The sequence below is a fragment of the Brevundimonas sp. TWP2-3-4b1 genome, assembly GCF_049897665.1.
In the GTDB taxonomy this organism is placed as follows: Bacteria; Pseudomonadota; Alphaproteobacteria; order Caulobacterales; family Caulobacteraceae; genus Brevundimonas; species Brevundimonas subvibrioides_B.
In genome coordinates this window covers 125930-146929 of record NZ_JAFCWQ010000001.1, presented here as the reverse complement: position 1 = coordinate 146929, position 21000 = coordinate 125930, and the positions used below count along the sequence as shown (strand labels likewise).

19 protein-coding genes and 1 riboswitch are annotated in these 21000 nt (G+C 67.8%); of the genes, 8 read left to right on the top strand and 11 right to left on the bottom strand.

Annotation, left to right across the window (positions count from 1 at the left end; all coding sequences use genetic code 11):
- The first annotated feature begins 37 nt into the window (after positions 1 to 37).
- Positions 38 to 679 (top strand): CDP-diacylglycerol--glycerol-3-phosphate 3-phosphatidyltransferase, encoded by a 642-nt coding sequence (gene pgsA, locus ACP7A5_RS00755; protein ID WP_426037345.1) that lies wholly within the window; start codon positions 38 to 40, stop codon positions 677 to 679.
- 16 nt (positions 680 to 695) lie between these two features.
- Here the strand turns inward: pgsA and ACP7A5_RS00750 are convergent, their stop codons facing one another.
- Positions 696 to 2822 (bottom strand): S46 family peptidase, encoded by a 2127-nt coding sequence (locus ACP7A5_RS00750; protein WP_426040126.1) that lies wholly within the window; start codon positions 2820 to 2822, stop codon positions 696 to 698.
- Positions 2823 to 3000: 178 nt separating this feature from the next.
- On the opposite strand from ACP7A5_RS00750, the gene ACP7A5_RS00745 reads away from it, so the two are divergent.
- From ACP7A5_RS00745 to ACP7A5_RS00735, 3 genes are read left to right on the top strand one after another with little or no spacing between them, the layout of a single operon-like run.
- A complete protein-coding gene (locus tag ACP7A5_RS00745; RefSeq protein ID WP_426040125.1) occupies positions 3001 to 4173 on the top strand; it encodes an ABC transporter permease in 1173 nt (390 codons plus the stop codon).
- Entirely contained in the window at positions 4170 to 4937 is a 768-nt protein-coding gene (locus tag ACP7A5_RS00740; RefSeq protein WP_426040124.1) for an ABC transporter ATP-binding protein, read from the top strand. The genes ACP7A5_RS00745 and ACP7A5_RS00740 overlap by 4 nt, the downstream gene beginning before the upstream one ends.
- A gap of 24 nt (positions 4938 to 4961) precedes the next feature.
- Positions 4962 to 5984 (top strand): HlyD family secretion protein, encoded by a 1023-nt coding sequence (locus ACP7A5_RS00735; RefSeq protein WP_426040123.1) that lies wholly within the window; start codon positions 4962 to 4964, stop codon positions 5982 to 5984.
- A 197-nt stretch (positions 5985 to 6181) separates the two neighbouring features.
- Here the strand turns inward: ACP7A5_RS00735 and ACP7A5_RS00730 are convergent, their stop codons facing one another.
- Positions 6182 to 6334 (bottom strand): hypothetical protein, encoded by a 153-nt coding sequence (locus ACP7A5_RS00730; protein ID WP_426040122.1) that lies wholly within the window; start codon positions 6332 to 6334, stop codon positions 6182 to 6184.
- A 151-nt stretch (positions 6335 to 6485) separates the two neighbouring features.
- Here ACP7A5_RS00730 and ACP7A5_RS00725 point away from each other — a divergent pair, with 151 nt between their 5' ends.
- Positions 6486 to 6701 carry a DUF1289 domain-containing protein gene (locus ACP7A5_RS00725; protein WP_426040121.1) on the top strand — a complete coding sequence of 72 codons (216 nt, stop codon included), beginning with the start codon at positions 6486 to 6488 and terminating at the stop codon, positions 6699 to 6701.
- 132 nt (positions 6702 to 6833) lie between these two features.
- Positions 6834 to 7328: a TIGR02281 family clan AA aspartic protease gene (locus ACP7A5_RS00720; RefSeq protein WP_426040120.1), complete on the top strand. Its 495-nt coding sequence runs from the start codon at positions 6834 to 6836 to the stop codon at positions 7326 to 7328.
- 321 nt (positions 7329 to 7649) lie between these two features.
- Here the strand turns inward: ACP7A5_RS00720 and ACP7A5_RS00715 are convergent, their stop codons facing one another.
- The 8 genes from ACP7A5_RS00715 to ACP7A5_RS00680 all read right to left on the bottom strand — a co-directional run bounded on the left by ACP7A5_RS00715 (position 7650) and on the right by ACP7A5_RS00680 (position 17239).
- Positions 7650 to 8210 (bottom strand): sulfite exporter TauE/SafE family protein, encoded by a 561-nt coding sequence (locus ACP7A5_RS00715; RefSeq protein ID WP_426040119.1) that lies wholly within the window; start codon positions 8208 to 8210, stop codon positions 7650 to 7652.
- Positions 8211 to 8509: 299 nt separating this feature from the next.
- Positions 8510 to 9187, bottom strand: coding sequence for a hypothetical protein (locus tag ACP7A5_RS00710; RefSeq protein ID WP_426040118.1), 678 nt, complete (start codon positions 9185 to 9187; stop codon positions 8510 to 8512).
- A gap of 45 nt (positions 9188 to 9232) precedes the next feature.
- The gene (gene dusA / locus ACP7A5_RS00705) at positions 9233 to 10255 is read right to left on the bottom strand and encodes a tRNA dihydrouridine(20/20a) synthase DusA (protein ID WP_426040117.1); all 1023 of its coding nucleotides are present in this window, start codon (positions 10253 to 10255) and stop codon (positions 9233 to 9235) included.
- A 35-nt stretch (positions 10256 to 10290) separates the two neighbouring features.
- Entirely contained in the window at positions 10291 to 12111 is a 1821-nt protein-coding gene (gene cysN, locus ACP7A5_RS00700; RefSeq protein WP_426040116.1) for a sulfate adenylyltransferase subunit CysN, read from the bottom strand.
- Positions 12111 to 13034 (bottom strand): sulfate adenylyltransferase subunit CysD, encoded by a 924-nt coding sequence (cysD, locus tag ACP7A5_RS00695; RefSeq protein WP_426040115.1) that lies wholly within the window; start codon positions 13032 to 13034, stop codon positions 12111 to 12113. The genes cysN and cysD overlap by 1 nt, the downstream gene beginning before the upstream one ends.
- A 51-nt stretch (positions 13035 to 13085) precedes the next feature.
- Positions 13086 to 14489 carry a threonine synthase gene (gene thrC / locus ACP7A5_RS00690; RefSeq protein ID WP_426040114.1) on the bottom strand — a complete coding sequence of 468 codons (1404 nt, stop codon included), beginning with the start codon at positions 14487 to 14489 and terminating at the stop codon, positions 13086 to 13088.
- Between the two features lie 68 nt (positions 14490 to 14557).
- Entirely contained in the window at positions 14558 to 15496 is a 939-nt protein-coding gene (gene thrB / locus ACP7A5_RS00685) for a homoserine kinase (protein ID WP_426040113.1), read from the bottom strand.
- Positions 15497 to 15499: 3 nt separating this feature from the next.
- On the bottom strand, positions 15500 to 17239 hold the full coding sequence (locus ACP7A5_RS00680) for a homoserine dehydrogenase (RefSeq protein WP_426040112.1): 1740 nt from the start codon (positions 17237 to 17239) through the stop codon (positions 15500 to 15502).
- Positions 17240 to 17667: 428 nt separating this feature from the next.
- A riboswitch (SAM riboswitch) is annotated at positions 17668 to 17785 on the top strand.
- 78 nt (positions 17786 to 17863) lie between these two features.
- Between ACP7A5_RS00680 and metX the strand changes: the two genes are divergently transcribed.
- Together metX and metB are read left to right on the top strand one after the other, a co-directional pair.
- On the top strand, positions 17864 to 18910 hold the full coding sequence (gene metX / locus ACP7A5_RS00675; RefSeq protein ID WP_426040111.1) for a homoserine O-succinyltransferase MetX: 1047 nt from the start codon (positions 17864 to 17866) through the stop codon (positions 18908 to 18910).
- A complete protein-coding gene (metB, locus tag ACP7A5_RS00670; protein WP_426040110.1) occupies positions 18907 to 20100 on the top strand; it encodes a cystathionine gamma-synthase in 1194 nt (397 codons plus the stop codon). The genes metX and metB overlap by 4 nt, the downstream gene beginning before the upstream one ends.
- 432 nt (positions 20101 to 20532) lie before the next feature.
- Here metB and ACP7A5_RS00665 read toward each other — a convergent pair whose 3' ends face one another.
- Entirely contained in the window at positions 20533 to 20994 is a 462-nt protein-coding gene (locus ACP7A5_RS00665; RefSeq protein ID WP_426040109.1) for a hypothetical protein, read from the bottom strand.
- Between the last annotated feature and the right edge of the window lie 6 nt (positions 20995 to 21000).

Below are 21000 nucleotides of genomic sequence, written 5' to 3'. Positions count from 1 at the left end.
CTATCCTGTCCCGGCCAGCCCTCCCCACGGAATCGTCATGTCCCCCACCCACCACGTCAATCCAATCCCCAACATCCTGACCGGCCTGCGCCTGGTCGCCGGCGTGGTGATGTTCCTGATCCTGGCGGGCGCGACCGGCGGGGTGCCTATCCTGTCGTCCTATCTGAGCCCGGAGGACCAGTTCGGCCTCTATCGCGCGGCCTTCTACATCTTCGTGGTCGCCGCCTCGACCGACTGGGTCGACGGCTATCTGGCCAGGCGCTGGCATGCCGAGACGCGCTGGGGCGCCATCCTGGATCCCATCGCCGACAAGGTGCTGGTCACCGGCGCCATCCTCGGCGTCCTGACCTCGGGCTCGGTGCCCCAGATCGCCATCCCCTGCGGCCTGATCCTGTTCCGGGAGTTCGCCGTTTCGGCCCTGCGCGAAACCATCGCCGGCCGCGTCACCCTGGAAGTCACCCTGCTGGCCAAGTGGAAGACCACCGTCCAGCTGGTCGCCCTCGGCTGCCAGCTGTTCGCCCGCAATTGGGACGGCTTCGGCCTCGACTTCGAATACCTGCCGTACTTCCAGCTGTTCGCCGACAGCCTGATCTGGTTCGCCGCCATCGCCACGGTCTGGACCGGCTGGCAGTATTTTGACACGGCGAGACGGTCCCTTGCCGATCCGGACGCCAGATAGGCCAGGGCGGCGGGGGTCAGTCGACCCCCAGCTCCTCCACCAGCCGGCCCATGTCGTAGACATCGCGCAGGGCCACGGTCACCGCCCCCGTGGTCACGATCACGCTGCGGTTGACGTTGCGGTCGTAGCCATAGGCGTTGCGCTGGGTCAGGACGGTGGAGTCGAAATTCGCCCCCAGCATCTCACCCGCCGCATTGACCACCGGCGAGCCTGACGAGCCGCCGATGGTGTCGGACGACAGCGTCATGTTCAGCACCGTGTCCGGGTCGATCTCGTCACGCGCGGCCAGCAGCTTGGGCGCAACGTCGAACGGCGCCGAGCCCGTCGCCCGGTCCCACAGGCCGGCGAAGGTCGTGAAGGGCCCCCAGCGCTGGCCCGGCACGTCGGATCCCTCGATCTTGCCGTAGGTCAGCCGCAGGGTGCCGGTCGCATCGGGATAGACGGTGTCGCCATAGGCCGCGAAGCGCGCGGCGGCGAGACGTTCCGCTGCCTGATCGGTCGGAGCCTGAACCCGGGTTTCCCAGTCCGAACGCACGGCGCGGGTCTCGTCCTGGATCGACAGCAGGAACTTGATCATCGGATCGTCGGAGGCCTCGACCGCAGCCAGTCCGCCTTCCCAAAGGGCGCGCCGCACGGTCGGATCGGCCAGGGTCGTACCCTCGATCAGGCGCGCCGAAAGCGCTTCCGGAGACTCGCGGCCCAGCAGGCTACGGACCGCCGGGTTGTCGACGGTCAGCCACTCACGGGTCTTGGACAGCCACCACTCCATCCGCACCTGCTCGAGCGCGGGATAGGCGGGCCGCTCGGCGAACAGGCTCGACTGCACGGCCGACAGGCGCGCGTCGCCGAACTCCGGCAGACGCTCGGCCGACGGTTTGGCCCGCTCCTGGGCGCCGCGCACCAGGGTCCGCGCCCACAGGAACAGCTGGGATCCGCCGGCCACCAGCGTCGTGCCGATGCCCGTGCCCACCGGCGTCGGGCCGATGCCTGTCCCGCCTTCGAGCAGGGCGTAGGCCGGATAGAGCTCGCGCGCGATCGGCTGGACGGTCGAAAGCGCTCCCCACGGATCAGCGGCCCGGTCGGCCAAGGCGGCGTCGGCGGCGACCCGGCGACGGAAGTCAGCCTCGCCCTCGGCGCGCGTCGCCATGAAGCCCGGATCGGTCAGTGCTCGCATACGGCCGAGCCCGCGTTTGTAGGTGTTTTCCAGGCCGACGATCGGATCCATGGCGATGAAGGCGTTTTCCTCGGACTCCTCCGAGAACCGGATCAACCGACCGCGCAGTTCAGAGGCGATCAGCTGGTCCAGCGGCAGCACAACGTCACGCACGGTGAACAGCTGGCCCTGGGTCAGCAGACGCTGGGTCGCGCCGGGGCTGCCGGTCACGAACACCGGCGTCCCCTCCACCGGCTTGTCGGCGTTCCAGACGAAATGGGTCGCCGTCACCGCCGGGGCGTCGTTCTCGTACAGCCGGATGAAGGCCGCATCGATGGCGAAGCGCGGGAAGGAGAAGTTGTCCAGGTCGCCGCCGAAGGTCGCCGCCCGGTCCTCCGGCGCGAAGGCCAGACGGACGTCGGTGTATTTCTTGTAGGTGTAGAGCTTGAACTGTCCGCCCCGGTACAGGGTCACGACCTGGCAGCGCTTGTCGGTTGCGTCACCACAGGCCTCGGTCTCGATCCGCCCGATCTCGGCGTCGCGCGCCCGGTTGAAGGCCTGTCCGGTCAGACCCGCGCCCGCCGCCCGCACCCGCTCGGTGACGTCGGAGATGTCCGTCAGGACCTCGGCCGTGCCGCCCGGGCATTTCACCTCGTCCTCGCGATTGCGCGGCGTGAAACCGGTCTCGGCGTAGTTCACCGCTTGGGTCGACAGGTTGGCCACGCAGGTCGCGACGCAGTGGTTGTTGGTCATGACCAAGCCTTCGCCTGACACGATCCCGGCCGAACACCCGCCGAACTTCACCGAGCTCAACCGCACCCGATCAAGCCACGCCTGGTCGATCGAGGTCCCCAGCGTCGTGTTGGCCCGCGCGATCGGGAAGTTGTCGAACGTCCACATCCCCTCCTCGGCACGGGCCGGGGCAGCGGGAATGGCGGCGCAGACGAGGGCCGCCATCGAAACGGCGGCGGCGAGCGAACGAGAGTGCATCTGGTTTCTTCCCGGTGCGCCGGCGACCCGGCGATCTTATGTGGCGATAGCTAGTCCCGCAGCCGAGGGCGCGGCAAGCGTGGCCATGGCACGCCCTTTTTCCCTTACCCCGATTTAACTTGGAGGGAACCCGACAGCAGGTCAGATAACACTGCAAGTCAGGGATGTTTCAAAGACTATGTCGCTCGCGCTTTCCACGCTGCTCTTCGAGTGGCGCCGCTACATGGCCGCCGTCATGGCACTGGCCCTGTCCGGTCTGCTCGTTCTCGCCATGACGGGTGTCTTCATCGGCATCGGCAAGGGCTTCACCGCGACCATCGAGCGCTCCAGCGCCGACATCATTGTCATGCAGCCGGGCGCCAAATCACTTATCGGCGGGCCTTCGGGCGTGCCGCGTCGCTTCATTCCCCTCGTCTACAACAACCCGCAAGTGGTCGAGGTCCAGCCGCTGGACGGCGCCGGCGGCAGCTTCCAGTCGGTCAAGGACATCGATCCCACGATGTCACAGGCCGAACGGGCCAAGATGGGCGCGCCGCGCCAACAGTTCGTCCAGGCCTCCATCATCGACACCACGCCGGGCTCGGTGACCATCCCGACCGACTACTCCCGGGAACTGGTCGACGCCCTGCGCCAGCCCTACACAGTCGCCATCGACGAGACGGCCATCAGCAAGCTGGGCGTAAAACTGGGCGACCGCGCCCTCTACAACGGCCAGACGGTTACCGTGGTCGGTGTCACCCGCGGCTATCCCAACATGATGCAGGCCACTGTGATTATGTCGCGCGATACCCTGCGCATGGTGGGCCAGGCCGACACGGGGCCCAGAGTCGGGCCGCTGATGGTCAAGCTCAAGGACCCGACCCAGGCGATCCGCGTCGCCGCCGAGCTCAACGCCTCGGGCAACGGCCAGTGGAAGGCCTGGACGCGTCAGGAACTGGCCGACGCCAACGCCGGCGCCATGTTCGAGGAAGGCATCCTCGTCATCATCATCGGCGGCTGCGTGGTGCTGGGCACCATCATCGGCGTGGCCATCACCTGGCAGACCCTGCGCGGCGCCATCATGGCCAACATCAAGGAGTTCGCCTCGCTGCGGGCGCTTGGCGTCGGCATGGGCTCGCTCAACCGGATCGTCATGGAGCTCAGCTTCTGGGTCGGTTGCGTTGGCGTCATCGCAGCCATCCTGCTGACCCTCGGCATCCAGGCCCTGGCTCTCGCCGGGGCGGTCATCATCGCTTTGCCGCCGATGCTGCTGGTCGTCGTCGGCGGCGGCCTGATCGTCATCGCCATGCTGTCGGGCCTGCTGTCCCTCGGCATCCTCAAGAACAGCCAGCCTGCGGACCTGCTGCGATGACCGACTTCGTCCAGCACACCAAGGTTCACGGCAAGCATGGCGATTTCGCCATCGAGGCCAAGGGACTGGTCAAGCGCTTCAAGTCCGGCAAGGCCTTTGTCGAGGTCCTCAAGAATGTCGATTTCGACGCCCGTCACGGCGACCTGACCATGGTCATGGGCCCGTCCGGCTCCGGCAAATCGACCCTGATCGCCGCCCTGTCTGGCCTGCTGCGGCCCGAGGAAGGCCGTGTGGACGCCCTCGACGTCGATGATCTGTGGAAGCTGTCGCTCGGCAAGATCGACAAGTTCCGTCTAGATCACTGCGGCTTCATCTTCCAGGGCTTCAACCTGTTCCCGGCCCTGACCGCATTGCAGCAGGTCGAGGTGGTGCTGAAGTTCCAGGGCCTGACGCCTGGCCAGGCGAAGAAGCGCGCCACCCAGGCTCTGGAGGAGGTAGGCCTGGGCCCGCGCCTGCATCAGCGTCCTTCGGCCCTGTCCGGAGGTGAGAAGCAGCGCGTCGCCATCGCCCGCGCCCTCGCCAAGGACCCCAAGATCCTGTTCGCCGACGAACCGACCTCGGCGCTGGACGGCGAGAACGGCCAGATCGTCATCCGTCTGCTGCGTCGCGCGGCGGATGAATACGGCGCGGCCGTCATCTGCGTCACCCACGACCCCCGGCTCGAGGAATGGGCCGACCGGGTCATCAAGATCGAGGACGGCGTCATCATCTCCGACGAACGCCGCACGCCCAATCCGAACGCCACCCTGGCGTCCCACCACTAAGACCGCCCGAGGATTCAAACCGTCATGCCCGCCTTCCTGAAGAACAAATGGCTCTGGATCGGCATCGTGCTGATCATCGTGCTCGTGGCCGGATTCTCGTTCATGCGCAGCCAGGGCGAGGCCAAGAAGGCTGAAGCCGAGAAGGCCGAGGCCGAGAAGGTCGAGAGCCCCTACGCGGCCATCGCCAACGGCAAGGTCGATATCGAGGGCGGCATCATCCAGATCGCGGCCCGTCGCGGCGGCATCGTGCGCGAAGTCCTGGTCCAGGAAGGCGACACCGTCGTCGCCGGCCAGATCCTGGCCCGTCAGGAAGATGACGAGGCCCGTCTGGCGCTTCAGACCTCGAACGCCGACCTGGCCTCGGCCCAGAGCCAGCTCAACCTGATCCAGGTCGATATCCGCACCGCCCAGCGCGAGTACGACCGGCTGGAACGGCTCGTCGCCACCAACTTCGTCGCCGCCCAGCGTCTCGACCAGGCCCGCGACGGCATCGCCCAGGCCCAGGCCCGCCTCGGCTCGCAACAGGCGGCGGTCCAGACCGCCCGCGCCCGACGCGACCAGGCCGCCTACAATGTCGAACTGACGGTGATCCGCTCGCCGGCCAACGGCCGCATCGTGCGCCGCTACGCCAACCCGGGCGCCGGCGCCTCGACCCTGAACGTGTCCAACATGTTCGATCTGGAGCCGAACGCGCCCCGCATCGCCCGCGCCGAGATCGTGGAGTCGGATATCCCCAACGTCACGACCGGCCAGGCCGTCGAGATCACCCCCGAGGGCGATCCGTCCAAGGTCTATATCGGCACGGTCCTGCGTCGCGCCGCCGTCTTCGGCGCTCGCAAACTGGCCTCGGACGACCCCTCGCAGCGGTCCGATGAACGCGTGGTGGAAGTGGTCGTCACCGCCGGCGACGCACCCCTGTTGATCGGTCAGCGCGTGCTGGTGAAGTTCATGAAGCCCGGCCAGGCCGCCGGCGCCGCGCGCACCCCGACCGTCGGCGTCCCCGCCACCCGCTCGATGCAGACGCCCGAAGCGCGGGCGGCGAGCTGACAACAAACGACCCTCTCCCCTTGCGGGAGAGGGCTTGAGGCTCGCAGAGCGTAGCGATGCGGTTTAGCCGAAAGGGTGAGGGGTCCTGGCCGCCTCACCGGTGAGCGTCTGTGTGACCCCTCACCCGACCGCGCCAGAACGACAGCTCCGCCGCCGTGCGCGATCTCCCTCTCCCGCAAGGGGAGAGGGCATTGATCTCAGTCTTTCTTCCCGTGCCGGAAGGGCACGAAGTTGGACGGGTGGCTGACCAACCGCTCGCTTTGGCGAGACGGTCGATTGCCCACCAGCATCCCGCCCCAAAGGGCAAAGGACATCATGGCGTGCTGGAGGTTTCTCTCCTTGTCGTTCATCCTGGCGTCTCCTTTCGCTGAACGATGAAAAGAGGCGCGTCGTGCTCGCAGGGATTTTCACCCTCTCAGTCGTTTCGCGTCGATAACACCCTCGCACATTTCCGCAGATTTGCAAGTTTTTTAGTCCGGCTTCGGATCAGTTTTCGCAATCATGTCTTCCAATGCAGCCCCACAGCCACACTCCATCGCCACCCCGTGCGTGCAGGTCTGCATCGTCGATGGGCCTACGGGACTGTGCCTGGGGTGTTACCGGACCTTGGCGGAGATCGGCGGCTGGAGCCAGCTGACCGACGATCAACGCACTGAAATCATGTCTGAACTTTCGACGCGGGAGGCTCGCATAGACCCCGCTAAGCTGGGCCGTTGAACCGTTAACCCCTCGTCAGCCACGTCGCTTCACCGCATCCCAACCCGGCGCAGGCACTGTGCGGCCATCCGCAGAAGCGGTCCGTCACGAAGGTGTGCCGCGTTGCGTCTAGATATCCAGTCAGCGATCGTCATGGGCATCGCAACCGTCTCCTCGTTGAGCGTCGCCTGGTGGCTGACCCACCAGGAACCCCGCACGGCAGAGGCCGCCGTGATGATCGCCCCTGCCGAAGCGCGCGCCCTGCCCCGCGCCGCGCCCGGCCAACCCGCCCAGATCGCCCGCGCCGCTGACGGCCATTACTGGGCAGAGGCCGACATCGACGGTCGGGCCATCCGCGTCCTGGTCGATACCGGAGCCTCGGTCGTCGCCCTGACCCGCCAGGACGCCCTGCGTCTCGGCCTGCGCCTGACCCCCGCCGATTTCACCCAGACGATCGAGACCGCGTCGGGCCCCGTCAAGGCCGCCCCCATCGATCTGGATCACGTCGCCGTCGCCGGCGCCCGGGTGAACAAGGTCCGCGCTCTCGTCGTCGAGGAAGGCCTAGCCCACTCCCTTCTGGGCATGAGCTACCTCGGCCGCCTCTCCGCCTTCGAGGCGCGTCCGACCGGTCTGACGCTGCGGCCCTGAGCCACACCAACCGTGCATCCCCGCGAAGGCGGGGACCCAGCGCTTTGGGCGAAAGGCGTTACCGAGTCTGGACCGCCATAGATCCAGCGCGCCATGCCGGGGCTTAAACCTGAGTCCCCGCCGTCGCGGGGATGCACGGATGAGAAAGCGGGCCTACCGCCCTATCGCATCGTTTTGCCCATCTGCGGACTCAGCAGCGTTGTGCAGTTTTCTGCAGAAATTGCCGTAGCATCCCTCACCGAAATCGTCGGATTTTGCAGTGTCTCACTAGCCGAAATCGCCGCAAACTCACCGGCGGGCGCCAGGACTGCAATTCGATCCTTAGAGCGCCTTCACCACCACCGAGACTGCGGTCAGCAAAAGATAGATCGCGAACGCCTTCCTCAGCACCTTCCGGTTCAAGCGGTGCGCCAGCCGCGCGCCATACGGTGCCACCAGCGTCGTCAGCACGCCCATCGCCATGGCGGCCGGCACATTGACGTAGCCGAGGCTCAAAGGCGGCCTGCCATCTGCGCCAAATCCGAACACGACGAAGCCTACCGTCGCCGCGGCCCCGATGGCGATGCCGAAGCCTGAGGCCGTCGCCACCGCCTGATGGATCGGCCGTCCGCACAGGGTCATGAGCATGCCGCCGAAACTGCCGCCCCCGACCCCCATCATCGCGGACAGCAGGCCGATCAGCCCGCCGATCCCGCGCCGCCACCAGCCCGTCGGCAGGTCCTCCCGGACGTGCACCGTCTCCGGTAACAGCCCCATCTGCGCCGCGACCACAGCGAGACAGACGCCATAGACGATCGCCAGCCCCTCCATCGAGGTCAGGCCCGCGATCGCGGCGCCGACCAGCGCGCCCGCCCCGACCCAGGGGGTCCAGGTCTTCAGCACCTGTTCGTCCACCGCCCCGTGCGCCCGGCGCCCCCAGCGACCGCCAGGACGTCGCCACGATGGTCAGCAGGGAGGTGCCGATGGCGACATGCAGATTGCTCTCCCCGCCCAGGCCCAGCACCGAGAAGGCATAGAACAGCGCCGGCACCAGCACCGTCCCGCCGCCGACCCCGAACAGGCCGGCGATCAGTCCGCCCGCCAGCCCCGCCGCGAGCACCGCAGCGGCAAGCAGGGCCAGTTCGTTCAATGGGAGCGAGGTCACCGGGGCGGTCTAGCGCGCGCCGCCCCGCTTGTCCGCCTCAGAACCGCGCCGTCACGCCCAGCTGCACGACAGGGAAGAAGGCCTTGTCCTCGGCGTCCTGCTGGATGTCGCGCGCCTCCTGCTCCAGACGCGCGCGGAAGATCGGATCGTCCGACAACGTCCCGCCGCTCGACGACAGCCCCACCTCCGGCTCCTGGCCCCAGGCCACCCCGACGATGCCCCGGAAGCCCCAGCGCCCCTCGCGAATGAAGCTGTCGTCATAGCCGACGCCCACGAACGGCGCCGTGTCCGACAGCTTGATCCGCCCGCTCAGCGTCCCGACCTGCGCCGGCGTAAACGTCGCCCCGCCGATCTCCACCGGCGCCGTCGGCTGCCCATCGAGGTTGATGGTCCGGTCTCCCACATAGACCCCGCCGGAGATGAGAAATCCATTCAGGAACGGATGCAGATCGACGAATCCCGACACCGTGTCGAAGTCGAACCGCCCCGAATAGTCGACGTCGCTGTAACTCTCGTCGAAGTCGTAGCCGAGGGTGTCAATCCCGCCCCGCACCACGAACACCGGCCCGAGCGACAGCTGCACCTCGGCCCCCACGCCGGTGGTCCCGGCGTTCAGGGCGGCTGTGATCGGCGAGCGCGGATGACGGCTCTGCGCCTCCGCCATACCGGCCGAGCCTGTCAAAAGAGTGAGAGCGATCAGCGCTATGCGGGTCATGGCCGCAGCCTTGTCCCGGTTACGCTTAACGGACCGTTGACCCTGTCATGCGGCCTCTTCGACCCGGTCGCGCCGCGCCTCGGCCTCGCGCACCGCCTCGGCCGCGCGATCGACGACGTCCAGACCCGCGCCCGGCCTGATCGCCTCGACCGTCAGGACGCGCCGGAAGGTCCGCGCGCCTGGCCGCCCATGCATTACGCCCAGCATATGCCGCGTCATGGCATGCAGGCCCCAGCCCTCCTCCAGCCGCGCGGCCAGATAGGGCTTGTACCGCTCGACCGCCTCGAACGGATCGACATCGGCGCCCGCCGCGCCGAACACCCGACGGTCCACCTGCCCCAGCAAGGCCGGCTCGTGATAGGCGGCCCGACCCAGCATGACCCCGTCCAGCTGCACCCCGTCGCTCGCGTCCAGATGCGCCTCGGCCGCGTCCAGCGATCCGATGCCGCCATTGACGCAGACGGTCAGATGGGGCCGCTCCCGCTTCAACCGGCGCACCAGCGCATAGTCCAGCGGCGGCACGTCGCGGTTCTCCTTGGGCGACAGGCCGCTCAGCCAGGCCTTGCGCGCATGGACGATGAAGGTCGTCACACCGACCGCCGCCGAGGCGTCCACCGTCGCGAACAGGCTGACCGCCGGGTCCTGATCGTCCACCCCGATGCGACACTTCACCGTCGCCGGCACATCCACCGCCTCGCGGATGGCCGCCATACAGTCGGCGACCAGTTCAGGCTCCCGCATCAGACAGGCCCCGAACCGCCCCGACTGCACCCGATCCGACGGGCAGCCGACATTCAGATTGATCTCGTCGTATCCCATGGCCGCGCCGATCTTCGCCGCCTCGGCCAGCTGCGCCGGATCGGATCCGCCGAGTTGCAGCGCCACCGGATGTTCGACGGCGTCGAAGCCCAGCAGCCGTTCCCGATCACCATGGATCACCGCCGGCGCCGTAACCATCTCCGTATAGAGCAGCGCCCGGCTCGACAGGGCGCGGTGGAACGCCCGGCAATGCCGGTCGGTCCAGTCCATCATCGGCGCGACGGACAGTCTGTGGGCGGGATAGGTCATCGTCGGCGACCCCATACGCGCAAGACGCCCGAAAGTCAGCCCAACCCCAGCCGCACGACGATCGTCTCCGCAGCCTGCACCGCGCTCAGGGCCGTGGTGTCGATTACGATCTCCGCCGCCTCGGGCGCCTCGTACGGACTATCGATGCCGGTGAAGTTCTTCAGGTCGCCCGCCCGCGCCTTGGCGTACAGCCCCTTGACGTCGCGCTCCTCAGCGACCGCAAGGGGCGCATCGACGAACACCTCCAGGAACTCGCCCTCGGTCATCATCTCGCGCGCCATCCGCCGCTCGGCCCGGAAGGGCGAGATGAAGGCGGTGATGACGATAAGGCCCGCATCCGCCATCAGTTTCGCCACCTCGGCCACCCGGCGGATGTTCTCCACCCGGTCCTCCTCGGTGAAGCCCAAGTCGCGGTTCAGCCCGTGACGGACATTGTCGCCGTCAAGCAGATAGGTATGCCGCCCCAGAGCATGCAGCCGCCTGTCGACCAGATTGGCGATGGTCGATTTTCCGGCTCCGGACAGTCCGGTCAGCCAGACGACCGCGCCCTTCTGGCCCTTCATCGCCGCCCGGGCGTCGCGGTCCACGTCGATGGCCTGCCAGTGGATGTTGTCGGCCCGGCGCAGTGCATAGCGGACCATCCCCGCCCCGACCGTCCGGTTGGTCATCCGGTCGATCAGGATGAAGCCGCCCAGGTCCCGGTTCCTCTCATAGGGCTCGAAGGCGATGGGCCGATCCAGCGAGATGTTGCAGACGGCGATATCGTTCAGCTCCAGCCGCTTGGCCGCCAGCTTCTCCAGGGTGTTGACGTTGACCCGGTGTTTGATCGCCGTGATCTGGGCCGTCGCCGCGCGGGCGCCGATCTTGAGCAGATAGGACCGGCCGGGCGACAAGGTCTCCTCGTCCATCCAGACGACGGTCGCCTCGAACTGGTCCGCGACCTCGGGCGGGGCCTCGGCCGCCGCGATCACGTCGCCGCGCGAGACGTCGATCTCGTCCTCGAGCGTCAGGGTCACCGACTGCCCGGCCGCCGCGTCGGCGAGGTCGCCCGGCATGGCCACGATCCGCGCGATACGGCTCTCGCGCCCGGCCGGCAGCACCCTTACCCGGTCGCCCGGCAGCACGGTTCCGGCCGCGATCAGACCCGCATAGCCGCGAAACTCAGGGTTCGGACGATTGACCCACTGAACGGGCATCCGGAACGGCTGCGCCGCCGCATCGTCGCCGACCTCGACGCCTTCCAGCCACTCCAGCAAGGTCAGCTGATCGAAGCCCGGCGCCCGCGCTACGACCCCCTCCCCCGTCAGGCCCGACAGGGCGATCGGCGTCACATCGTTCAGACCGATGCTGTCGGCGAAATCACTATAGTCGGCGACGATTCCGGCAAACACGGCGGGATCCCAGCCCACGAGATCCATCTTGTTGACCGCCAGCACCACCTTGCGGATGCCCAGTAAGGCGCACAGGTACGAGTGCCGTCGTGTCTGGACCAGCACGCCCTTGCGCGCGTCGATCAGGATCACGGCCACATCGGCCGTGGAGGCGCCGGTGACCATGTTGCGCGTGTACTGCTCATGGCCCGGTGTATCGGCGACGATGAATTTCCGCCCCTCGGTGGCGAAGAAGCGATAGGCCACGTCGATGGTGATGCCCTGCTCGCGCTCGGCCGCCAGACCGTCGACCAGCAGGGCGAAGTCGATGTTCGCCCCTTGCGTCCCCACCCGTTTCGAGTCGGCTTCCAGCGCCGACATCTGGTCGTCGAGGATCGTCTTGGTGTCGTAGAGCAACCGCCCGATCAGGGTCGACTTGCCGTCGTCCACCGAGCCGCAGGTGATGAAGCGCAGCAGGGACTTCATCAGAAATAGCCCTCCGCCTTCTTCCTCTCCATCGAGGCGGCCTGGTCATGGTCGATGACCCGCCCCTGCCGCTCCGAGGTGGTAGAGGCCTTCATCTCGGCGATGATATCGGCGACGCTGGTCGCCTCGCTCTCGACCGCGCCGGTCAGAGGATAGCAGCCCAGGGTCCGGAACCGCACCGACCTTACCGAAGGCGTCTCGCCGGGCAGCAACCGCATCCGTTGGTCATCGACCATGATCAGCGCCCCATCGCGCTCGACCACGGGCCTCGGTCGAGCGAAATACAGAGGCACGATCGGGATCACCTCCTGCCCGATGTATTGCCACACATCCAGTTCGGTCCAGTTCGAGATCGGGAAGACGCGGATGCTCTCCCCCGCCCCGATCCGGGTGTTATACAGCCGCCAGAGCTCCGGCCTCTGGTTCTTGGGGTCCCAGCGATGTCCGGTCGAGCGGAAGGAGAAGACCCGCTCCTTGGCCCGAGACTTCTCCTCGTCGCGCCGGGCCCCGCCGAACGCCGCCTGGAAGCCGTGGTGATCCAGCGCCTGTTTGAGCCCCTCGGTCTTCCACAGGTCGGTATGCATGGAGCCGTGATCGAACGGATTGATCCCGCGCGACCGCGCATCCTCGTTGACCCAGATCTTAAGATCGACGTCGCCCGCCGACGCGACCTGGTCGCGCAGGGCATACATGTCCCGGAACTTCCACGTCGTATCGATGTGCATCAGCGGGAACGGAATCGGCCCCGGGAAGAAGGCCTTCCGCGCCAGATGCAGCATCACGGCGGAATCCTTGCCGATCGAATACAGCATCACCGGCCGCTCGATCTCGGCGGCCACCTCGCGCAAAATATGGATCGCCTCGGCCTCCAGTGACTGGAGGTGGGTCAGGCGGGCGGAGGGCGTCGGATCGGTCACACCCATCGATAGCAACAACCGTGACGGTGCGCACCCCGTGCGATCGAGACCTTCGGCCTAGCCAGAGAAAGCACGCACAGCTGCCCTCGCCGCTGCGGCATCGGCGTCGATGATCTCGAACCGCTCGGCCCGGTCACCCAGTTCGCGAATCACACGGGGCGGGGTGGGATTGAAGCCGAGCACCGGCGCGACGTCCTTGCCGAACTTGGCGGGATGGGCGGTCGACAGCGCCACCACCGGACCCCGGCTTCTGTTCACTCCCCGCGCAGCCGAAAGGGCGACAGCGGTGTGCGGGCAGACGACCTGACCCCAGGTCGCGTAGGCATGGGCGATCTGTTCACGCGTCGCGTCCTCGCTGACTGACACGGCCGAGACCTCGGCGCAGATCGCGTCGAGCAGCGCCGGCGGGAGGGTGACCGAGCCCTCGCGCGCGAAGGTTTCGAACAGGGCGCGGGTCAGGTCGGCATCGCGACCCGAAGCCTCGAACACGAGACGCTCGAAGTTCGACGGGGCCTGCACATCCATGCTGACCGAGGCGGTCTCGACGGCGGCCTTCCTGGAATAGACGCCGTCGTTGATGGCGCGCGCCAGGGCGTCGTTGCGGTTCACGGCGGCGACGAACCCGGCGACCGGCAACCCCATCCGTGACGCCGCGATCCCGGCAAAAGCGTCGCCGAAATTGCCCGTCGGGACGACGAAGACCGGCGCTCGCGTCTCGCCCAGCGCGGCCAGTTGTGAAACCGCTGAGAGAAAGTAGGGAATCTGCCCCGCCAGCCGGGCCCAATTGATCGAGTTCACGCTGGAGAACCGGCCCCCGTCGCGCAGGCTCTCGTCGGCCAGCAACCCCTTAACCAGCCGCTGACAGTCGTCAAAGTCCCCGCGAACGGCCAGGTTCAGCACGTTCGGGGCCTCGATCGTGGTCATCTGGCGGCGCTGGACGGCCGAGACCCGCTCATGCGGATGGAGCACGATCAGCCGGACCCGATCGGCATTGGCGAACGCGGCCACGGCGGCCGCGCCGGTGTCTCCACTGGTCGCCGTAACCAGGGTCAGTCGCTCGCCCGACGCCGCCAGCGCCTCGGACGAAAGCGCAGCCGCGAGCTGCATCGCCAGGTCCTTGAAGGCGGCGGTCGGACCATGGAACAGCTCCAGCATATAGAGGCCGTCCTCAAGGCAACGCAGCGGCGTCACCTCGGCCGGCTCGAAGCCCGCCGCCAGTCGAGCCAGGCCCCGGTCCAACGCTCCAGCCGGCAGGGCGTCGCCGATGAAGGGCGCCATGGCTCGTGTCGCGATCGAGACATAGCCGAGGCCGGCCGCCCAGCTCTCGGGTAAGAGGCTGGGCCAGGCTCCCGGCAGGTAGAGGCCACCGTCGGGAGCCATGCCGCGCAGCAAGACGTCGGCGAAGTCGCTGCCGGAGGCCTCGCCTCGGGTCGAAACATAGCGTTCGGAAGTCTGGGCCATCGTCATTCTGGTTCGGTTCGGCGAAGCGGGTTCGCCAAATGGTGTGAGTCGGGTTGGTGCCGAAACGATCAGGCCGCCTCGCGCCACCACGCCGCCCGCCGGAAGAAGGCGGCCGGATCCTTTGGTGTCACCAGCTTGGTCGGATCGTGGAAGATGCGGTCGTGAAGCCGGGTCAGGGTGAAGCGGATCGCGGCGGCCTCGCCGAGCGTCGGAAGCGCGTCGGCCTCGGCCCGGGTCAGGGGGCGCACAGCCGCGTATCCGCCCCGGAAGGCGTCGACCGCACCGGAGATGGCAACGCCTGAGCCATCGAATCCCCAGGCGCTCAGGGCAATAGCGAGGTCGTAGGCCAACAGGTCCGTGCAGCCAAAATAGAAGTCGATCACGCCGGATACCTGACCTCCTTCAAACAGGACATTGTCGGGGAAATAGTCGGCATGGATCGGTCCGCGGGGCAAATCCTCCGCCCACGGGTTACCAAGCCGCGCCAGGGCCGCTTCAACGCCGTCCAGGCTCTCGCGGTCCTCCCCTCTGGCCACCGTCGCAGACCGATCCGCCAGCGCCCGCCAGACTACGGGCCCGACAGGGTTGGCCCTCTGGATCGGGAAGCCGCCGGCCTCCAGATGCAGTCGCGCCAGCATCGCCCCCGCCGCCTCGACCTCGGCCGAAGACGGGTCCCGCAGCCAGGCGCCCGGAAGCCATTCGATCACCGCCGCCGGCCGGCCGTTCAGCGTCCCCACCCAGGCGCCATCCTTGCTCCGGACCGGCCTCGGCGCCGGAAGTCCTCGGCCCGCCAGATGGTCGGTCAGGCCCAGACAGAATGGCAGAGATGCTGCGTCGGTGCGTGCCTCAAACAGCGTCAGGACATGGCGGGCGCCGCTAGTCTCCAGCCGATAGTTCGTGTTCTCCACCCCCTCGGCGATGGGATGCAGGGACGCGAATGCGCCCAGCGGATAGTCCGCCAGGAACACGCGCGCGTCATCGTCGGTGACCGGAGTGAAAACGGCCACGCGCTAGTGGTGACCCAGCGACGCATGGCGCGCGCGAACGATGTCGGCGAGGTCCGCCAGCACGCTCTCGGTTGTCGGCCAGCGGCCCGCGCCGCGGCCCTTGCACGACCAAACCCGACCGTCCTCGCCATAGACCTTCAAGGCGTTGCGCTCCCCGTCCAGGCTCTGGAAGAGCGGATCGTCGAGGCCCACGTCAAGCGAAACCGACGCCTTCAGCCCCTCCCCGTCCCGAACACAGGCGCCGATCTGGCGGACCGGCCCGGCCGGCTTGAACGCCTCCGACAGGACGGCGCAGGGCACGTCGGCTTCGGCCGGCGTCCGCCCGAAGGCCTCGAAAGCCAGTAGACGGACCTTGGCGGCCGAATCGCGGCCCTCAAGATCCGACGACGGATCTTCCTCGGCGAAGCCTGCGACGCGAGCATCGGCCAGGGCGTCGGCGAAATCGGCGCCGGCCTGAAGCCGCGTCAGCATGAAGTTGACCGTACCGTTCAGCACCGCCTCGAAACCCTTCACCGGCCCGGCCGCCCTGGCCACGCGCAGGATCTCGATCATCGGCGCCCCGCCCCCGACCGCCGCCGAATAGGCGAGGTGCGAGCCGTGAGCACGGGCGGCGTCGGCGAGACCGGCCGGGTCCCGGCTGATCGCCTGTTTGTTGGCGCTGGCGACATCGATGCCGCGTTCCAGGGCCGCGCGGATCAGATCGTGACCGGCGGCGCCCTCCGACAGGGCCTCCAGCAGGATGTCGGGCCGAAGCGCCAGCAGCACCTCACGGTCTGACGTGAACAGTTCGGCGGGCGCCTCCACATCCCGGGGCTTGGATGGATCGCGCACGAGCACTCCGACCACCTGGAACCGGTTGTCCTTGAGCAGCCGCTGCAGCAGGCCGCCGCCGACGACGCCGCAGCCTGCGATGGCCACCTTCAGAGGCGCATCAGGGATCGACGGCCCGGGAGGCGCGGAATGGTCTCCGACCACCGTGCAGTCGGCGCGACCGAGCGCGGCCACCTCGATCTCCACCGACCGCTGCTGGCCCATGTCGATCGCGTCGTGCTGGACCAGGGCGCCGCCGTGGCGACGGGCGTCGTCCCAGCTGGCCCGGCGATAGCGCAGCGGCTTGCCCGACGCCGAGGCGGGATCGCGGTCGTAGAGGCCGTCGACATCCTTCACCAGGCGCACGCGGCTGAGGCCCAGTTCGGCCGCGAGGAAGACCGCCGTCAGGTCCGAACCGCCGCGCCCCAGCAGCACCACCTTCCCTTTCTCACCCACGGCGCCGAAGCCCGGAACCACGACGACTTGATGGTCCGCCAGCGCCTTCCACAGGGCGTCGCTGCGCAGCGAGACAGGATGCGCATGCTCTGCCGGGCCGTCCGCCACAATGCCCAGTTCGCGCACGGACAATGCCGCCGCATCCAGGCCGATCCGGTCGCAGGCGATGGCCACGAGCGCCGCCGCCTTCTCCTCACCCAGCGCCACATAGCCGGGAAGGAGGTCGTTCTCGTGGTCGAGGCCGAGCGCGCGCGCGTCGGCAAATAGCCGGTCGGTGTGGCCGCCCAGCGCCGAGACCACGGCGATCACCTTCCGGCCCGCGCGGACGTGGCCATAGATCTCGGAGGCGACAGCGGGGGCGCAGGACTGGTCCTGCAGGATCGAGGAGCCGAACTTCAGCACCACCACTTCGGCGGTGGGCGAAGGCTCAGCGATCGGTTTCTCGACGACGGCGAGGCGGGCGCTGGAGTGGGGCATCTGGATAGTCCGTTCGGGGAGGAGTTGGGATCAGGGCAATAGAAAACCCGCCTGGCCGGGGCCGGGCGGGTCTGGGTTGGCTGAGGTGTTTTCGACCTGCGCGCTAACCTGTTCCCGCCCGCGAGGGGCCGGTGATGGTCATACCGGTCGTGGTCGAAATGAGAGTCGCAAGCGTCATCGAGTGCACCGCGAGGGCGGTGGTCGAGGTCGGAACGGCGATGCTGCCGGGACGGGACACGGGCGAGTTCCTGTAAAAATCGTTGGTCTGAAAGTGTCGGGTGAAACGACCGGCGTCAACCCGGTTCGGGCATCTTTTTTGCGCCTGCCGTCTCTTTAGCGACCTTTCAGTCACAGCCTATCCGTCAGGCCGGATCAATGGGGTAGATTTTTTCTCTTGACCGGCGGTCTTCGCACCCGCAACGTAAAACCACTCATCAAGACCGACCGAGGGATAGGCCCTTTGACGTCGGGGCAACCATCGGTTTCCAGCCGAACGGTGCCAACTCCTGCGAGGATCCTTTTCGAAGGGTCCGCGAGAGATGAGTGGAGCGTCGACGAGGCGACGTCTCCACGATCTGTCATCGCATGCGGAGCCTTGCTGGGCGGGACGATGCAGACGACGCCATGGCTTTCGACACTCAACAGATTTCCGCAGAACCGCTCTGTCGTCCGGCAGCGCGCTCGACTGCGATCCTTGCCCGCAAGGGCGGCGGCGCGGTCGATATCGCCGTCGACATCCCTGCAGACTTTCGTCTGACCTCCGGCGAGCGATTGGGCCAGCGCCAGATCGTCGGGCGGCTGCACGGCCGGGCCGGGGCGCCGCTGGTGGTTGTGGCCGGCGGCATCTCGGCCGGGCGGTTCGTGCACCGGACCGAGACCAACGGCCTGGGCTGGTGGTCGGGCGCGGTCTCGATCCGCGGGCCGATCGACCTGAGCCGCTTCCAGGTCCTGGCCTTCGACTATGCGCCGGAGGCCGCCGACGGTTCGAAGCCGGTCACCATCAACACCCATGACCAGGCCCGGCTCCTGCGGCTGATCCTCGACGAGATCGGCAATCCCGTCGTCTCGGCCTTCGTCGGCTGCTCCTATGGCGGCATGATCGCCCTGGCCTTCGGCGAGCTGTTCCCGGACCGGGTCAAGCAGCTGGTTGTCGTCTCCGCCGCCCACCGGGCCCATCCGCAGGCGACCGCGTGGCGCGGCATCCAGCGGCGCATCCTGCAACTGGCCGAGGCCGCCGGTCGTCCCGAGGACGGGGTCGCCCTGGCCCGCGAACTGGCCATGACCACCTATCGCACCGCCGAGGAGTTCGGCGAGCGGTTCGAGACCGAGGCCCCGACCTCGGCAGGCCAGGCCTATCCCGTGTGCGACTACCTGACCGCACGGGGCAAGGCCTACCGGACCCACACAACGCCGGCCCGTTGGCTCTCGCTGTCGGACTCGATCGACCGCCACAGCGTGACGCCCGAGGCGATCCGGACCCCGGTGACCCTGGTCGGCTTCACCTCGGACCGGCTGGTGCCGATCGATGACATCCGCGAGCTCGGCGCTCGGCTGCCCGCCCTGTGGCGTCTGGTCGAGGCTCCGTCCCTGTACGGCCACGACGCCTTTCTGAAGGAGGACGAGGCGGTCGCCGCCATCCTCCGTTCCGCGCTCAAGGAGATCGACCAATGACCCGTCCCACCGGCAAGCGCCCCCACGACGTCCGCACCACCTGCGCCCGCTCCGGCGTCGATACCGACACGGCCCACGGTTCGGTCATGCCGCCGCTCTATCTGTCCTCGAACTATTCGTTCGCGGGCTTCGAGCAGAAGCGGAAATACGACTACAGCCGCTCCGGCAATCCGACGCGTGACGTCCTGGCCGAGACCCTGGCCGAGCTGGAGGGCGGCGCCGGCTGCGTGGTCACGGCGACCGGGATGGCGGCGGTGGATCTGCCGCTGAGCCTGCTGGAGCCCGGCGACCTGCTGATCGCGCCGCACGACTGCTACGGCGGCACCCACCGCCTGTTGTGCGCCCGGGCGAAGAAGGGGCATTTCGAGGTGCTGTGGGTCGATCAGGGCAACACCGTCGCGCTGGATGCGGCGCTGGCCCTGAACCCCAGGCTGGTCCTGATCGAGACGCCGTCTAACCCCCTGCTGCGCGTGGTCGACATCGCCGACATCTGCACCCGCGCCCACCGGGTCGGGGCCAAGGTGGTGGTCGACAACACCTTCCTGTCGCCGGCGCTGCAGCGGCCGATCGAACTGGGCGCCGACATCGTGGTCCACTCGACGACCAAATACATCAACGGCCATTCCGACGTGGTCGGCGGGGCGGTGATCGCGGCCGATCCGGCGGATCATGCGGAGCTGGCCTGGTGGGCCAACTGCCTGGGCGTGACCGGCTCGCCATTCGACGCCTATCTGACGCTGCGCGGCGTGCGGACCCTCTTTGCACGGATCGAAAGGCAGCAGACAACGGCGGGCAAGGTCGCCGACCTGCTGGAGGCCCACCCGGCGGTGTCGGTCGTCCACTATCCGGGCCTGACGTCGCACCCCGGCTATGCGCTGGCCGCACGCCAGCAGCAGGGACCGGGCGCCATGCTCAGTTTCGAACTGGCCGGCGGGGTCGAGGCGGTGCGCCAGCTGGTGGAGACGCTGGAGACCTTCACCCTGGCCGAGTCGCTGGGCGGGATCGAAAGCCTGATCGCCCACCCGGCGACCATGACCCACGCCGCCATGACGCCCGAAGCGCGCGTCGTCGCCGGGATCACCGACGGCCTGCTGCGGCTGTCGGTCGGTCTGGAGCACGAGGACGATCTGATCGCGGACCTGGTGCAGGCGCTGGATGCCCTGGCGACGGTGCGGGCCGAGGCGGCCTGATCGTTCGGAACGAGACTCCAAAAATGGAGTCGACAGAGTCTACTGAGTCGCGGCCGATCTGAATAAAATCAGCGGGTTGGCGTTTTGATACGTGCGGCTCTGCAGACAGCGAAATGCAGCATGCCGAGGCATGACCTGACGGTTTCAAAGACCCGGTCGAGACGTGGTCGTCGCACGCGGCCAGCGCAAGCCCGGATGGAGAATAAATTCTCCTTCACGGGGGCGAGTGTATCCGTCATCCGCTCATCCCCGCGAAGACGGGGACCCAGATCTTTGGACGATGACTCTCGCCGGCACGCCGTGAGGCGAGCCCAGACGCCGAGCCTCACTCAAGCACTGGGTCCCCGCCTTCGCGGGGATGAGCGGCGTTCGGGGATCAGGCGCAGGCCTCGACCGCCACGGTCTCGAGATGACAAGTCCTTGGCAGGCCTCCTAGGGGATCAGCAGGATCGCGACCGGGATGACCGTCCCGGCGAGCAGCGCCCAGCGCGCGACGATCTTCAGCCGGCCCATCGTCACGCCCATCCAGACGCCCAGCAGGGTCGACAGGAACAGGCCGACGGCGACCACGACGAAGAACCACTGGAGCAGGCTCTTCGAGAGCGGGGTCGCGGGCTTCCCGGCCTCCTGCGGCGCCGCGGCTCCGGCCGGACGGGCCGTCTCGGGCCGGGGCGGGCGCGGCGGACGCATGGCGAAGACCTGGTCCTGGTGCACCCGACCCAGCTTCTCGATCAGCGGTGCGGGCGTATAGCCGGGATGGCTTTCCTGCAGGCGGAAGATCTGCAGCCCGCCGGTCACCGCGAACATCAGGATCGAGGGCGCGATGACCATGCCCACCACGGTGTGGGTCTGGCGCAGGATCATCGACCATGGGATCGGGCGGGCATTGGGCATGGCTTT